A 13803-nucleotide genomic window follows, 5' to 3' on the forward strand; every position below is an offset into this window, starting at 1 on the left:
CGATAGTTGAATCGCGAATAGTATCAAAAATACCCAGAGAGAGCATCAAGAGAAATAGTCCAATTCCGAATTGCTGTCACCTGAAATCGGTTTCTGCACCGTCGCGAATGCGCAGAAATGCTATCTCCGTCTCATTTATAGCTCATTTTTTGAGCTAAATCACTCACCCCTTTTCATCCTCCCCGCAAAATTACCGGCGGGATGATTTCAACCTTATGGCGCGCAGACACACTGTGATAAAAACCACTAACAGGACTCCAGCATGAAACTCGCTGCGCTTGCCTCGCTACTGCTGCCCGGGATGGCCTTTGCCGCCTGGACAACCGCTGACTTCCCCGCCTTTACTGAACAGGATGCAGGCCGTTTCACGACGCAAAATGAGGTGACGAAGGGTACCCGCCCTTTGCGGATAAGTTTTGACCAACAGTGCTGGCAGCCTGCGGGGGCGATAAAACTCAATCAGATGCTGTCGCTGGAACCCTGCCGGGATACGCCGCCGCAGTGGCGCGTGTTCCGTGACGGGCGCTATACGCTGGAAGTCGATACCCGCTCCGGTACGCCAACGCTGATGCTGTCGCTGGCGGAACAGCACACTACCAGTACGCAGCCGCTGCTGCGCCAGTGCCCCAAATGGGATGGTAAACCGCTGACGCTCGACGTCGGCCAAACGTTCGCTGAAGGAAGCCAGGTCCGCGATTTTTATAGCGGTAATATCGCCACGGTGAAAGCGGGCAAAATCACGCTGCGGCCCGCCGCTGGTAGTAATGGGCTCCTGCTGCTTGAACAAGCGAATAGCGCCGCCAGCGCGCCGTTTAACTGGCACAACGCCACGATCTATTTTGTCCTGACCGATCGCTTCGTCAACGGCAATCCGGCCAACGACAACAGCTACGGGCGCCATAAAGACGGTATGCAGGAGATAGGCACCTTCCACGGCGGCGATTTACAAGGGCTGACCAGCAAGCTGGATTATCTTCAACAGCTTGGCGTCAACGCGCTATGGATAAGTTCACCGCTGGAGCAAATTCACGGCTGGGTCGGCGGCGGCACCAAAGGCGACTTTCCCCACTACGCCTATCACGGTTACTACACCCAGGACTGGACCCGTCTTGACGCCAACATGGGTGACGAAGCCGATCTTCGGCAACTGGTTGATGAGGCCCATCGGCGCGGTATACGCGTGCTGTTTGATATCGTCATGAATCACGCCGGTTACGCCACGCTCGCCGATATGCAGGAATTTCACTTCGGTTCGTTGTACCTGAAAGGCGATGAACTGAAAAAAACGCTTGGCGAGCGCTGGACCGATTGGGAACCGGCGTCGGGGCAAAGCTGGCACAGCTTCAATGATTACATCAACTTCAGCGATAAAGCAGGCTGGGAACAATGGTGGGGGAAAAAATGGATCCGCACCGATATCGGCGACTACGACAATCCGGGTTTCGACGATTTCACCATGTCGCTGGCGTTCCTGCCGGACCTGAAAACCGAATCGACGATCCCTTCTGGCCTGCCAAATTTCTATCGTCACAAGCCAGATACCGCCGCCAAAGAGATAGCCGGCTACACGCCGCGGGACTATCTGACCCACTGGCTTAGCCAATGGGTACGCGACTACGGGATTGACGGTTTCCGCGTCGATACCGCGAAACACGTCGAACCGGACGCCTGGCAGCAGCTCAAAACGCAGGCCACGGCCGCGCTGGCGGAATGGAAAAAAGCGAATCCGCAGAAAGCGCTGGATGATGCGCCATTCTGGATGACCGGCGAGGCCTGGGGTCACGGCGTAATGCAAAGCGACTACTATCGCCACGGCTTCGACGCGATGATTAATTTCGATTATCAGGATCAAGCGGCGAAAGCAGCAAACTGTCTTGCAAACATGGACGCCACCTGGCAGCAGATGGCGGACAAGCTGCAGGGTTTCAACGTGCTGAGCTATCTCTCCTCGCACGATACCCGCCTGTTCCGCGAAGGCGGCAGCCGGGCGGCGGAACTGTTATTACTCGCGCCAGGCGCCGTGCAACTCTTCTATGGCGATGAATCTTCGCGCCCGTTCGGCCCCACGGGCTCCGACCCGCTGCAGGGTACCCGCTCCGATATGAACTGGCAGGATGTTGCCGGCAGCGCATCCGATAATGTCGCGCACTGGCAAAAAATCGCCCAATTCCGCGCCCGCCATCCGGCCATTGGTATGGGTAAACAACAGACGCTGACGCTAGAGCAGGGCTATGGTTTCGTGCGTGAAAGCAGCGCTGATAAAGTGATGGTTGTCTGGGCCGGACAGCAATAGCAGTCGCTTACCGGGCTCCTTGCCGCTGGCGGGAGCCTTTTCAGCACAAATTACTAATATCTCCCCTATTAGCAGAACAAAAAATAAATCGCTCCCTCCTGTGCCGATTTGCACCGCGTTGACGCTGGCGTTATGGTAATTCCCTTTCCAGAAGACCAACAGAATATCCGCGATGACATTTTCACTTTTCGGCGACAAATTCACCCGTCATTCAGGCATCACCCGCCTGATGGAAGACCTCAATGACGGCCTGCGCACACCGGGCGCGATCATGCTGGGCGGCGGCAACCCCGCGCAAATCCCGGAGATGAATGAATACTTCAATAGCCTGCTGGCCGATATGCTGGATAACGGCAAAGCCCTTGATGCGCTTTGCAATTATGATGGTCCGCAAGGGAAAAGCGAGCTTCTGACCCTGCTTGCGCAAATGCTGCGCGAAGAATTAGGTTGGGAGATCGAACCACAGAATATTGCTCTAACAAATGGCAGCCAGAGTGCATTTTTCTACTTATTTAACCTGTTTGCCGGCCGCCGTGCCGACGGCACCACCCGCAAAGTGCTGTTCCCGCTGACGCCAGAATATATCGGCTACGCCGATTCCGGGCTGGAAGAGGATCTGTTTGTCGCCACCCGTCCCAACATTGAGCTGCTGCCGGAAGGCCAGTTTAAGTATCACGTGGACTTCGAACATCTGCAGATCACCGAAGAGACGGGGATGATCTGCGTCTCCCGGCCAACCAACCCGACCGGCAACGTCATTACCGACGAAGAGCTTATTAAGCTGGATGCCCTCGCCAATCAGCACGGCGTCCCGCTGGTTATTGATAACGCCTATGGCGTGCCTTTCCCGGGTATTATTTTTAGCGAAGCGCGCCCGCTGTGGAATCCGAACATCGTGCTGTGCATGAGCTTATCCAAGCTCGGCCTGCCGGGCACGCGCTGCGGCATTATCATCGCCAACGAGAAAATCATTACCGCCATCAGCAATATGAACGGCATTATCAGCCTCGCTCCGGGCGGCATTGGTCCGGCAATGATGTGCGAAATGATTAAGCGTAAAGACCTGCTGCGTCTGTCGGAGACGGTGATTAAACCGTTCTATTATCAGCGTGTTCAGGAAACTATCGCTACCATTCGCCGCTATTTGCCGGAAGAACGCTGCCTGATTCATAAACCGGAAGGGGCGATTTTCCTCTGGCTGTGGTTTAAGGATCTGCCGATCTCCACCGAGCTGCTGTATCAGCGCCTGAAACAACGCGGTGTGCTGATGGTGCCGGGCGATTACTTCTTCCCGGGGCTGGACAAGCCGTGGCCGCATACGCATCAGTGCATGCGCATGAACTACGTGCCGGACCCGGAGAAAATCGAGGCGGGAGTGAAAATTCTTGCCGAAGAGATTGAGCGCGCCTGGCAGGAGCAAGACGCCTGATGGTGTTTCCCGGCCATGACTGACCGGGAACATCCGATTACATTGCCTGCGCCGCCCAACGGCGGCGCTCGGCGCTTAATCTTTCCAGCTCGGCGGGCTCAATACAGCGCAGCGCCTGAGTCGGACAGGCCGCTACGCACGCCGGCCCCGTTTGCCGGTGCGCGCACAGATCGCACTTCAGCGCCTGCACGCCTTCGTCGGTCAACATCACCGTCATCGCCCCATAAGGGCACGCCACCATACAGCTTTTACAACCAATGCACAGGCGTTGATCGACTCGCCAGACGTCGCCTTCATGGCGTATTGCCCCTTCCGGGCAGACGTTCGCGCAGGGCGCATCCTCGCACTGACGGCACAGCGTCGCCGTTGATAGCTCATCGCTCTTAACCACCCGAATCCGCGGCGCAAAGCGTCTTGCAGAAACGGTAGAACAATCTTGATCCTGCTGATGCGACACCACGCAGGCCACCTCGCAGGTTCGGCAGCCGATACACTTTTGCGCATCGGCGATAATAAACCGGTTCATCCTCAACTCCATTCGGGATAAAAACGCAGCGTGCCAGAAAAGCCCCGCTACGCGCTTTGATCCTGAATGGAATCAGCAACGTTTTAGGCAAATGCGACATCAAATTTGGGTAAAACCGGGGGGAATGGCGCTTCACCCGGCGGCGTATCGCCGCCGGGGAGTTTTTAGGATTACATCGCGGCGCGGAAAATCGCCATGATTTCTTCGTGAGTCGCCTGAATCGGATTGGTTAAACCGCAGGCATCTTTCAGCGCGTTGCTGGCCAGCAGCGGGATATCCTCTTCTTTAACGTTCAGATCGCGCAGACCGGCCGGGATGCCGACTTTACGCGCCAGCTCGCGGATAGCCGCGATGCAGGCTTCCGCGCCCTGCTTATCGTTCAGCCCGGCAACGTTCACGCCCATTGCCTGCGCGCAGTCACGCAGACGCGCGGCGGCGACGCTGCAGTTGTACTCCTGCACAAACGGCAGCAGTACGGCGTTGCAGACGCCGTGCGGCAGATCGTAGAAGCCGCCCAGCTGGTGCGCCATTGCGTGGACGTAGCCCAGCGACGCGTTGTTGAAGGCCATACCGGCAAGGAACTGCGCATAGGCCATCGCTTCACGCGCCTGTTCATTGCCGCCATCTTCCACTGCGTGAGTTAAATTCTGCGAAATCATGGTCATCGCTTTCAACGCGCAGGCATCGGTGATCGGCGTCGCCGCGATAGAAACATAGGCTTCGATAGCGTGAGTCAACGCGTCCATACCGGTGGCGGCGGTCAGCGATTTCGGCATCCCCATCATCAGCGAGGAGTCGTTAACCGACAGAACCGGCGTCACGTGCTTATCGACAATCGCCATTTTGATGTGGCGATCGACATCGGTAATGATGCAGAAGCGGGTCATTTCGGAAGCCGTACCGGCGGTGGTATTGATAGCGATCATCGGCAATTGCGGTTTTGCCGAACGGTCCACCCCTTCATAGTCACGGATGTTTCCGCCATTTGCCGCGACCAGCGCGATACCTTTCGCGCAATCGTGCGGGGAACCGCCGCCCAGGGAAATCACGCAATCGCAGTTATTCTCTTTCAGCAGCGCCAGACCGCTTTCGACGTTCAGAGTCGTCGGGTTCGGGTGCACGCCGTCATACACCACGCTGAAAATATCCCGCTCCTGTAACGCCTTTTGTACTTCACCCGCCATACCTAATTTATTCAGCATCGCGTCGGTGACAATTAATGCCCGACGATATCCGTATTGCTGGATAGTATTCATCGCTTCAGTAACAGAACCAGCGCCAATAACGTTTACTGGCGGAATATAAAAAGTCGATGCAGCCATGATGATTCCTTCATTTAGGTGAATATCATGGAAGGGTACGAGGATGTCGAAATAAAAAACATGACCTGAACGCCATTTATGGCAAGAAATTTGATGAAAAACAGTACGTTAATATTTTCATTTTTAACGTACTGTTAAACATTACCGGCTTAATTTTTCATTTGCGTGATTATTCGCCGTTTTTATTTTCAGGGAATAACAGCGCATCGCGAAGTAGATGATCGTTGCCCCGACGGCGGGTAAAGCCAATGCGGTCGAAATATTCGAGAATTTGAATCGCCAGTTTACGGCCAATATTCAGCGTATCGCGAAAATCCGCCGCGCAGGTGGAACCACGCTGCAGATCCAGGCGGCGGATCAATTGCGCAAATTCAACAATCCGATCGTTGCGATAATAACGATCTTTCACGATCGCCGTAATCATCCCCTGCTGCGCCGCCTGGCGCAGCACCGCGCGCATCAACGACTCTTCGACGTTCAGATCGCGCGCCAGATCGCGCACCCACCATGGCTCATCGGCGAAGAGCGATTCCGCACGCTGCCAGATGGCCTGCTGCTCATCGGTAAACCCGGCTTTATGTTCCGGCAGGTGCAGCCAGCCGTGATGGCTTTGAATGACGCCGCTGCTGCGCATCTGTTCAATCAACAACAGCACCAGCGCTTCATCTTCCATCGGCAGCGCAATCCGCCGCAGACGTTCACGCCCCGGCCCCGGCTCATCGCGATGCTGGTCGTGATAACGGGCCAGCGCGTCGAGCAGTTTTTTCTGCCAGCGGGCGGCCAGCGGCGCACTAAGCAGGCTATTCCCGGCCTGCAGGTAGTCCGGACGGTTAATTAATGCCGTCAGGCCGTCGGCGCTCAGCTGCCGCGCCCAGGCAAACTCGTCAAGACGCACCGCATCGCGCTGCAGATGAATATCCAACGCCTGCGCATCGTCGCCCTGCGCTGCCGCCAGCGTGTAAAGCCATTGCAGATACTCCGGCTTGCGTTTACCGCGGCGCGGCGGATTCAGCGTCACCACCCGCGCGCCGGCCAGCGTCAAACGAGCGGAGATATCGCGCAACACCAGACGATCGTTATCCGCCAGCCACAGCGGCGTATCCAGCACCAGCTCGGCCAGATTGCCTTCCAGTAACGAAACGCGGCCAGTGATATGACTGGCGGCATGGTGGATATGCAGCGACTGCCACTGGCTGAGCGGCGCGTGACAGGTGAGCTCGACGATCGCCCGCTCGCAAGGTTCTGCGGGCTGCGCCGAGAGCAGCCAGTCGCCGCGGCTGAGATCCTCTTTTTGCGCGTCGCCGACGATGTTCAACGCGATACGCTGCCCGGCCCGCGCCTGTTCAACCGGCTGATTCTGCGCATGTAGCCCGCGGACGCGCATGGGTTTATTGGCGCCGGTCAGCCAGAGGGTATCGCCGATTTTTACCTCGCCGGATAACGCCGTCCCGGTCACCACCAGCCCCGCGCCCTTAACGGTAAAGGCGCGATCCAGCGCCAGACGAAAACGCTGCTGTTGCGGATGCGCGCGCTCGGTCAGCTGGAGCAAATGGCTGCGCAGTTCGGCAATGCTGAGGTTTTCCGTCGCCGCGGTGGCGAAGAAAGCCACGTCGTCGAACCCCAGCTCGCTCAGCGTGGATTCCACCTGTGCCCGGACTTCGGCAACCCGCGCCGCGTCCACGCGGTCCGTTTTGGTCAACGCAACGGTTAACGTCGGTTTTCCCGTTAACTGCAGAATTGCCAGGTGCTCGCGGGTTTGCGCCATCACGCCGTCATCGCAGGCCACCACCAGCAGCGCGTGATCGATCCCGCCCACGCCGGCCAACATGTTGGACAAAAACTTTTCATGCCCCGGCACATCGATAAAACCCAACACCCGGCCATCAGGCTGCGGCCAATAGGCGTAGCCGAGATCGATAGTCATACCGCGTGATTTCTCTTCCGGCAGACGATCGGCGTTGACGCCGGTAATCGCCTGCAGCAGCGTGGTTTTGCCGTGGTCCACATGTCCGGCGGTGGCAATAATCATCTCAATAACATCTCCATAAACCGGGGTTCATCTTCAAGACAGCGCAGATCCAGCCATAAGCGGCCATCATAAATTCTGCCGATCGTCGGTATCGGCAAGGCGCGCCAGCGGGCGGCCAGCGCTTCCAGCTGGCTGCCGCGACCATCGCGCGGCGTAAAGGTTAACGCGGCGCTGGGCAGTCGGTCGACCGGCAACGACCCGCTGCCGATTTGCGATAAACACGCTTCGACGCGCACGTCAAAATCGCTATAGTGCGCCGCCAGCCGAGGCTGAATGCGCTCGCCCTGCTGGCGAATATCTTCGGCGCGGCGGGTTAGCAGGCGCAGCGTCGGCAGCTCGTCGGCCAGCGCCTCCGGATGTAGATACAGCCGCAGAGTCGCCTCCAGCGCCGCCAGCGTCATTTTATCCGCCCGCAGCGCACGCTTAAGCGGATGACTCTGTAACTTAGCGATCAGCGCCCTGTCGCCAACGATAATCCCCGCCTGCGGTCCGCCGAGCAGCTTATCGCCGGAAAAGCTCACCAGGTTCACGCCCGCGGCAATCAGTTCCTGCGGCATCGGTTCTTTCGGCAAACCGTACTGGCTCAAATCCACCAGCGAACCGCTGCCGAGATCGGCCACCACCGGCACGCCATATTCGCGGCCAATTTCCGCCAGCTCCGCCTCATCAACCGCTTTGGTAAAGCCTTCAATGCTGTAGTTGCTGGTATGCACTTTCATCAGCAGCGCAGTCTGCTCATTGATAGCCTGACAATAATCTTTGGCGTGGGTGCGGTTAGTGGTGCCCACTTCATGCAGCAGACAACCGGCCTGGCGCATGACGTCGGGGATGCGAAATGCGCCGCCGATCTCGACCAGTTCGCCGCGCGAAACCACCACTTCTTTCCCGCTGGCCGTCGCCGCCAGCATCAGCAGCACCGCCGCCGCGTTGTTATTGACGATACAGGCATCTTCCGCGCCGGTGATCCGACACAGCAGATCGGCCAGCGCCCGGTCGCGATGACCGCGCCCGGCATCGTCGAGATCGTATTCCAGCGTGACCGCCGCGCGCATCGCCTGCGCCACCGCCTGCACCGCGGCTTCCGCCTGGATAGCGCGCCCCAGATTGGTGTGCAGCAGGGTGCCCGTCAGGTTGAATACCGGACGCAGCGCGCTCTGCTGACTATGGTTCAGCCGGCTGGCGGTCTCCTGCGGCCAGTCGTCGCACCACTCTGGCAATGCCTGCGCCTGGCGGATATGTTTCCGCGCCTCATCCAACATCTGGCGCAGAAGCGCCACGATTTGCGAATGGCCATGGCGATCGAGCAGTAAAGCAAAAGCGGGATCGCGAAGTAAACGGTCAATGGCCGGAAGCCGGGTATAAAGCGCGCGAGTATCGGTAGACATGAGTGAACCTGACGATAAGTTATTTTCCCCCCTCCCGACGGGAGAGGGAGTCAACAATGAGTGGCGATTGTAACGCCTGCGCGAGGAAACTGTTACCTGCCTGGGTCAACTCCCTGGCGGTTCGGTACGGGCAAAACTGGATCGCTGAAACAACGTCTCGACCAGTTTGACCAGTTTTGGCCGCGTCGCGCACCAGCCGGGCGCCACGCGACGAAAATTCAGATAAGCAATAGCGCAGGCGGCAGTAATGGTCGCCAGATTCAGCTCACCGTGACGCAAGGTACCGTCGGCGGCGTACCCTTCCAACATATCAAGGCCGCGAGCGATTTTTTCCCGCTGGCGGAGCAGTTCGGTTTCTGACTGCTGGGCCGCCGGACGCGCTTTTTCCCGCACCAGTGCGATCGCCGCCTCCATGATGCCGTCAGACAAGGCTTCCAGTTGGCGCATCTTCAGCGCCGCCAGAGGTTCCGCGGGCAGCATCGCCGGCGCGACGTTTAGCAGTTCCAGATATTGCGCAATAATGGGCGAATCAAACCAGCACGCGCCGTCATCGGTCAGCAACGCCGGGACTTTTCCCAGCGGGTTGTACTGCGCCACACCGTTGACGTCGTTATAGGGGAATTCGTTCACAAACTCGAAGGGGATCGCCTTTTCCAGCAAGATAACGGAAATTTTGCGTACAAAAGGACTGGTATAGCTGCCGATCAGTTTCATTGCCTGCTCCTTTCGCCAACGAAAAGATCAGTATGGTTCAGGCGCAGGCAAATGGCAGGCGCGACGTTGTCTCAACCTGCCGCCGATCGCATTAATGATCGAGATAGAGGTAGTGCATCCAGCTGGTCATGCGCAGCAGCACTTTTCTCATCACCGACACGTGGGTGAAATGGTCGGAATAGACCGCCACTTGGGCGTAGATGCCGTCGGGCAGCGCATCGACCTGCGCATCGGGATCCAGTTCAATTGTCGCCAGCACGCCATCGCTACCCGGCGTGACGCTCAGCGACTGCAGCGAACCCTGCGCCTGATAAGTCCCGCCCGGCACCACCGGCAATACGTTGACCAGTTTACCGTGGAATACCTGACCTGGCAGGGCGTTAAACACCGCTTCGGCATCATCGCCGGCCTCCAGCCTGAGCAACGAGTTCTGGCGGAACTGGGCGACAATTAGCCGTTTCTGTTGCGGAATAAAGACCATCACCGGGCGCAGCGGCAGCGACGCGGCGTAGGTTCCCGGGCGAATCAGCACCTGGGTAATGTAGCCATCGCTCGGCGCCCGGACGGTGGTCTGATCGAGGTTATATTTCGCTTCCGCCAACTGCGCGCGCAGGCTCACCACCTGCGACTGTTCGCCATTCAGCGTGCTATCCAGCTGGCTCTGAATCTGCGCCTGCTCGGCAACCGAGGCTTTCACCAACGCATCCTGGGCAAGATAGTTTTGCCGCGCATTATCGATATCGCTTTCCGAAAATGGGTTGACCCGCGCCTGGCTGCCTTTCAAATAGCGCTGATAATCTTTATACAGCCGGTCGCGCTCGGCGGAGACGCGCACGGTGTTCGCCTGCGCTTCCTGCAGTTGGGCTTTCAGGGTATTGATACTGTGCAGAGCGGTGACCAGATCGGCCTGCAGCCTGTCGACACGCGCCTGGTAGCGCGCCGGGTCGATAGTAAATAGTACCTCGCCCTTTTTCACCCGCTGGTTGGCTTTATCGGTCACGCTGCTAACAATGCCGGTAACCTGCGGCGTAATAGGAATAGAAATAACCGCTTTCTGCGCAGTAAAAGTATAAGGGTGGTTATAGTTCATTAATAAAATAAGCGCGCTAACAATAAATACGCCGCCCAGGGCCGCGGTCGGGACCGTCCATTTATTTACCGGAATACGGAATATTTTAAATACCGACCACGCAATGGCCACGTACGTCAAAATGATCAACAGGTCCATGATTATTTCTCCGTTGAGGATGGCGGCGCTGTCGGCTGCAGATGCGCGATTTTATGTTCGAGTTCAGCGATACGCTGATTGAGCTGCGCCAGCTCGCTGTCAGCGCCATCAGTCCCTGCGTCATTCGGCTTATGCTGCATTCCCCAGCCGCGCTCCGGCTGATAGAGGGTGGCCCAGATCCATAAAAATGGCCATATTACGTGCAGCGTAAACAGGCTGACCCACCCCGCGACGTGAATTGCGTCAGAGTGCGGATGATTACGTTTCTTCGCAATCAGGTACGGAATATCGTGCAAAATAATAATCCCGTAAAAAATAACCAGGAAAACGAAGATTAGAACGCCCAGCGCAAAATAATTGAGAAACATAATTTCCTCGATTCACGCTAATAGATTATTGGAATTGTGAGCGCCGACGAAGCGGCGGCTGGCTGACAATTTGAGCATAATTCACCGTTTTCATTTCCGCCATCAGCGGCAAAAAATGTTCTTCGCGCAGGCGGGTTGCAAAGTTACATCGTTGGCCGCTGGGGAAAGCAGAACCTGCGGCAGATCACACCTGGCGGAATTGAGCGCAAAATATTTTGTGATGCTCATCACAAACAAATAACAAAATCGCAAAGTTATAATGTGACGAATATCACATAAATATGCGATTCAGGAGCTTTCATGGCCTGTTGTTGTTTTTTTACACATCATTTTTGTGATGATGATCACTACATATAAGCACCAGACACCTATATTTATGTGATCAAAATCACATAAAAAGCCGCTCGCTGGACAGCTTAACGATTCAGTGCCAGATTTCGCACTATCAATCAGGGTCCGGCTACCTCTGCCGCCACATTAACAACAAACCTCGGGCGTTCAGCCTGCGCGATAAGCAAAACAGAAGAAGGGGTGTTTTATGTCATCCGATATCAAGATCAAGGTGCAAAGCTTTGGTCGTTTCCTCAGCAATATGGTGATGCCGAATATCGGCGCGTTTATCGCGTGGGGGATTATCACCGCGTTATTTATCCCAACAGGGTGGTTGCCGAACGAGACGCTGGCGAAGCTGGTCGGCCCGATGATCACCTACCTGCTGCCGCTACTGATCGGTTATACCGGCGGTAAGTTGGTTGGCGGTGAACGCGGCGGCGTCGTCGGCGCTATCACCACCATGGGCGTTATCGTCGGCGCGGATATGCCGATGTTCCTCGGCTCAATGATCGCCGGCCCGCTCGGTGGCTACTGCATTAAGAAATTTGACGCCTGGGTAGACGGTAAGATCAAATCCGGTTTCGAAATGCTGGTGAATAACTTCTCCGCCGGCATCATCGGGATGATCCTTGCCATTCTGGCGTTCCTCGGCATCGGCCCGGCGGTTGAAGTGCTGTCAAAACTGCTGGCGGCTGGCGTTAACTTCATGGTGGCGCACGACATGCTGCCGCTGGCGTCTATCTTTGTTGAACCGGCGAAAATCCTGTTCCTCAATAACGCGATTAACCACGGTATCTTCTCGCCGCTGGGTATTCAGCAGTCCCATGAGCTTGGCAAATCCATCTTCTTCCTGATTGAAGCTAACCCGGGTCCGGGGATGGGCGTTCTGCTGGCGTACATGTTCTTTGGCCGCGGCAGCGCGAAGCAGTCTGCGGGCGGTGCGGCAATCATCCACTTCCTGGGCGGTATCCACGAAATTTACTTCCCGTACGTGCTGATGAACCCGCGTCTGATTCTGGCCGTTATCCTCGGCGGTATGACCGGTGTCTTCACCCTGACTATCCTCAACGGCGGCCTGGTTTCCCCGGCTTCCCCGGGTTCCATTCTGGCGGTACTGGCGATGACGCCAAAAGGCGCCTACTTCGCTAACATCGCGGCCATTATTGCGGCGATGGCGGTCTCCTTTATTGTCTCCGCCATCCTGCTGAAAACCAGCAAAGTGAAAGAAGAAGACGATATCGAAGCCGCAACCCGTCGCATGCACGACATGAAAGCCGAGTCCAAAGGCGCGGCGACGCCGTTGGCGGCGGGCGACGTGGCTAACGACCTTAGCCACGTGCGTAAAATCATCGTTGCCTGCGACGCCGGTATGGGTTCCAGCGCCATGGGCGCCGGGGTACTGCGTAAGAAAGTCCAGGATGCCGGACTGAGCAATATCTCTGTCACTAACAGCGCGATTAACAACCTGCCGCCGGATGTCGACCTGGTGATCACCCACCGCGACCTGACCGAGCGCGCCATGCGCCAGGTACCGCAGGCACAGCATATTTCGCTGACCAACTTCCTCGACAGCGGTCTGTATACCAGCCTGACCGAGCGTCTGGTAGCGGCGCAGCGCCACATCGACAACGAAGTGAAAGTCACCGATAGCCTGAAAGATAGCTTTGATAATACTGACAAAAACCTGTTCCAGCTGGGTGCGGATAACATCTTCCTCGGGCGCAAAGCGGCGACCAAAGAAGAGGCCATTCGCTTCGCCGGTGAACAATTGGTGAAAGGCGGATACGTTGAGCCGGAATACGTGCAGGCGATGCTCGACCGCGAGAAGCTGACCTCAACCTATCTTGGCGAATCTATCGCGGTACCGCACGGTACCATTGAAGCGAAAGACCGGGTACTGAAAACCGGCGTCGTCTTCTGCCAGTATCCGGAAGGCGTGCGCTTCGGCGAAGAAGAAGATGAAGTCGCGCGTCTGGTCATCGGTATCGCCGCCCGCAACAACGAACACATTCACGTTATCACCAGCCTGACCAACGCACTGGATGATGAAACCGTGATTGAGCGGCTGGCGAAAACCACCAGCGTCGAAGAAGTCCTATCGTTGCTGAATAAATAACCACAACGCTCCATACCCTCTCCCTTTGGGAGAGGGTTGGGGTGAGGGAAAAGCCTCACC

The 13803-nt window shown here is 56.9% G+C and carries 10 protein-coding genes; 3 read left to right on the forward strand and 7 right to left on the reverse strand.

The annotated features are described in order from the left end of the window. Positions 1–262 precede the first annotated feature (262 nt). Positions 263–2293: an alpha-amylase gene (locus EAE_RS06225; protein ID WP_015703784.1), complete on the forward strand. Its 2031-nt coding sequence runs from the start codon at positions 263–265 to the stop codon at positions 2291–2293. A 172-nt stretch (positions 2294–2465) separates the two neighbouring features. Next, positions 2466–3722 (forward strand): valine--pyruvate transaminase, encoded by a 1257-nt coding sequence (gene avtA, locus EAE_RS06230; RefSeq protein WP_015369199.1) that lies wholly within the window; start codon positions 2466–2468, stop codon positions 3720–3722. 37 nt (positions 3723–3759) lie between these two features. Here avtA and EAE_RS06235 read toward each other — a convergent pair whose 3' ends face one another. From EAE_RS06235 to EAE_RS06265, 7 genes are all read right to left on the reverse strand, one after another. After that, on the reverse strand, positions 3760–4248 hold the full coding sequence (locus EAE_RS06235) for a 4Fe-4S binding protein (RefSeq protein ID WP_015703785.1): 489 nt from the start codon (positions 4246–4248) through the stop codon (positions 3760–3762). A 170-nt stretch (positions 4249–4418) separates the two neighbouring features. Next, a complete protein-coding gene (gene yiaY / locus EAE_RS06240; RefSeq protein WP_015369197.1) occupies positions 4419–5570 on the reverse strand; it encodes an L-threonine dehydrogenase in 1152 nt (383 codons plus the stop codon). 169 nt (positions 5571–5739) lie between these two features. Next, the gene (selB, locus tag EAE_RS06245; protein WP_015703786.1) at positions 5740–7599 is read right to left on the reverse strand and encodes a selenocysteine-specific translation elongation factor; all 1860 of its coding nucleotides are present in this window, start codon (positions 7597–7599) and stop codon (positions 5740–5742) included. Then, positions 7596–8984 carry an L-seryl-tRNA(Sec) selenium transferase gene (gene selA, locus EAE_RS06250; RefSeq protein ID WP_015703787.1) on the reverse strand — a complete coding sequence of 463 codons (1389 nt, stop codon included), beginning with the start codon at positions 8982–8984 and terminating at the stop codon, positions 7596–7598. Before selA ends, selB begins: the two co-directional genes overlap by 4 nt. A 105-nt stretch (positions 8985–9089) precedes the next feature. Further along, entirely contained in the window at positions 9090–9698 is a 609-nt protein-coding gene (locus EAE_RS06255) for a glutathione S-transferase (protein WP_015369194.1), read from the reverse strand. 91 nt (positions 9699–9789) lie between these two features. Continuing rightward, positions 9790–10926 carry an HlyD family secretion protein gene (locus EAE_RS06260; protein WP_015369193.1) on the reverse strand — a complete coding sequence of 379 codons (1137 nt, stop codon included), beginning with the start codon at positions 10924–10926 and terminating at the stop codon, positions 9790–9792. Positions 10927–10928: 2 nt separating this feature from the next. Next, entirely contained in the window at positions 10929–11294 is a 366-nt protein-coding gene (locus EAE_RS06265; RefSeq protein ID WP_015703788.1) for a DUF3302 domain-containing protein, read from the reverse strand. Between the two features lie 538 nt (positions 11295–11832). Between EAE_RS06265 and mtlA the strand changes: the two genes are divergently transcribed. Next, positions 11833–13743 (forward strand): PTS mannitol transporter subunit IICBA, encoded by a 1911-nt coding sequence (gene mtlA, locus EAE_RS06270; RefSeq protein ID WP_015369190.1) that lies wholly within the window; start codon positions 11833–11835, stop codon positions 13741–13743. The last annotated feature ends 60 nt before the right edge of the window (positions 13744–13803 follow it).

This window comes from Klebsiella aerogenes KCTC 2190 (assembly GCF_000215745.1).
GTDB classification, from domain to species: domain Bacteria; phylum Pseudomonadota; class Gammaproteobacteria; order Enterobacterales; family Enterobacteriaceae; genus Klebsiella; species Klebsiella aerogenes.

Bases quoted from the DNA above. Each gene is read 5' to 3' on its own strand.
- selA (WP_015703787.1), bottom strand. From the start codon at position 8,984: ATGTCTACCGATACTCGCGCGCTTTATACCCGGCTTCCGGCCATTGAC.
- EAE_RS06225 (WP_015703784.1), top strand. From the start codon at position 263: ATGAAACTCGCTGCGCTTGCCTCGCTACTGCTGCCCGGGATGGCCTTT.
- EAE_RS06255 (WP_015369194.1), bottom strand. From the start codon at position 9,698: ATGAAACTGATCGGCAGCTATACCAGTCCTTTTGTACGCAAAATTTCC.
- yiaY (WP_015369197.1), bottom strand. From the start codon at position 5,570: ATGGCTGCATCGACTTTTTATATTCCGCCAGTAAACGTTATTGGCGCT.
- EAE_RS06235 (WP_015703785.1), bottom strand. From the start codon at position 4,248: ATGAACCGGTTTATTATCGCCGATGCGCAAAAGTGTATCGGCTGCCGA.
- selB (WP_015703786.1), bottom strand. From the start codon at position 7,599: ATGATTATTGCCACCGCCGGACATGTGGACCACGGCAAAACCACGCTG.
- mtlA (WP_015369190.1), top strand. From the start codon at position 11,833: ATGTCATCCGATATCAAGATCAAGGTGCAAAGCTTTGGTCGTTTCCTC.
- avtA (WP_015369199.1), top strand. From the start codon at position 2,466: ATGACATTTTCACTTTTCGGCGACAAATTCACCCGTCATTCAGGCATC.
- EAE_RS06265 (WP_015703788.1), bottom strand. From the start codon at position 11,294: ATGTTTCTCAATTATTTTGCGCTGGGCGTTCTAATCTTCGTTTTCCTG.
- EAE_RS06260 (WP_015369193.1), bottom strand. From the start codon at position 10,926: ATGGACCTGTTGATCATTTTGACGTACGTGGCCATTGCGTGGTCGGTA.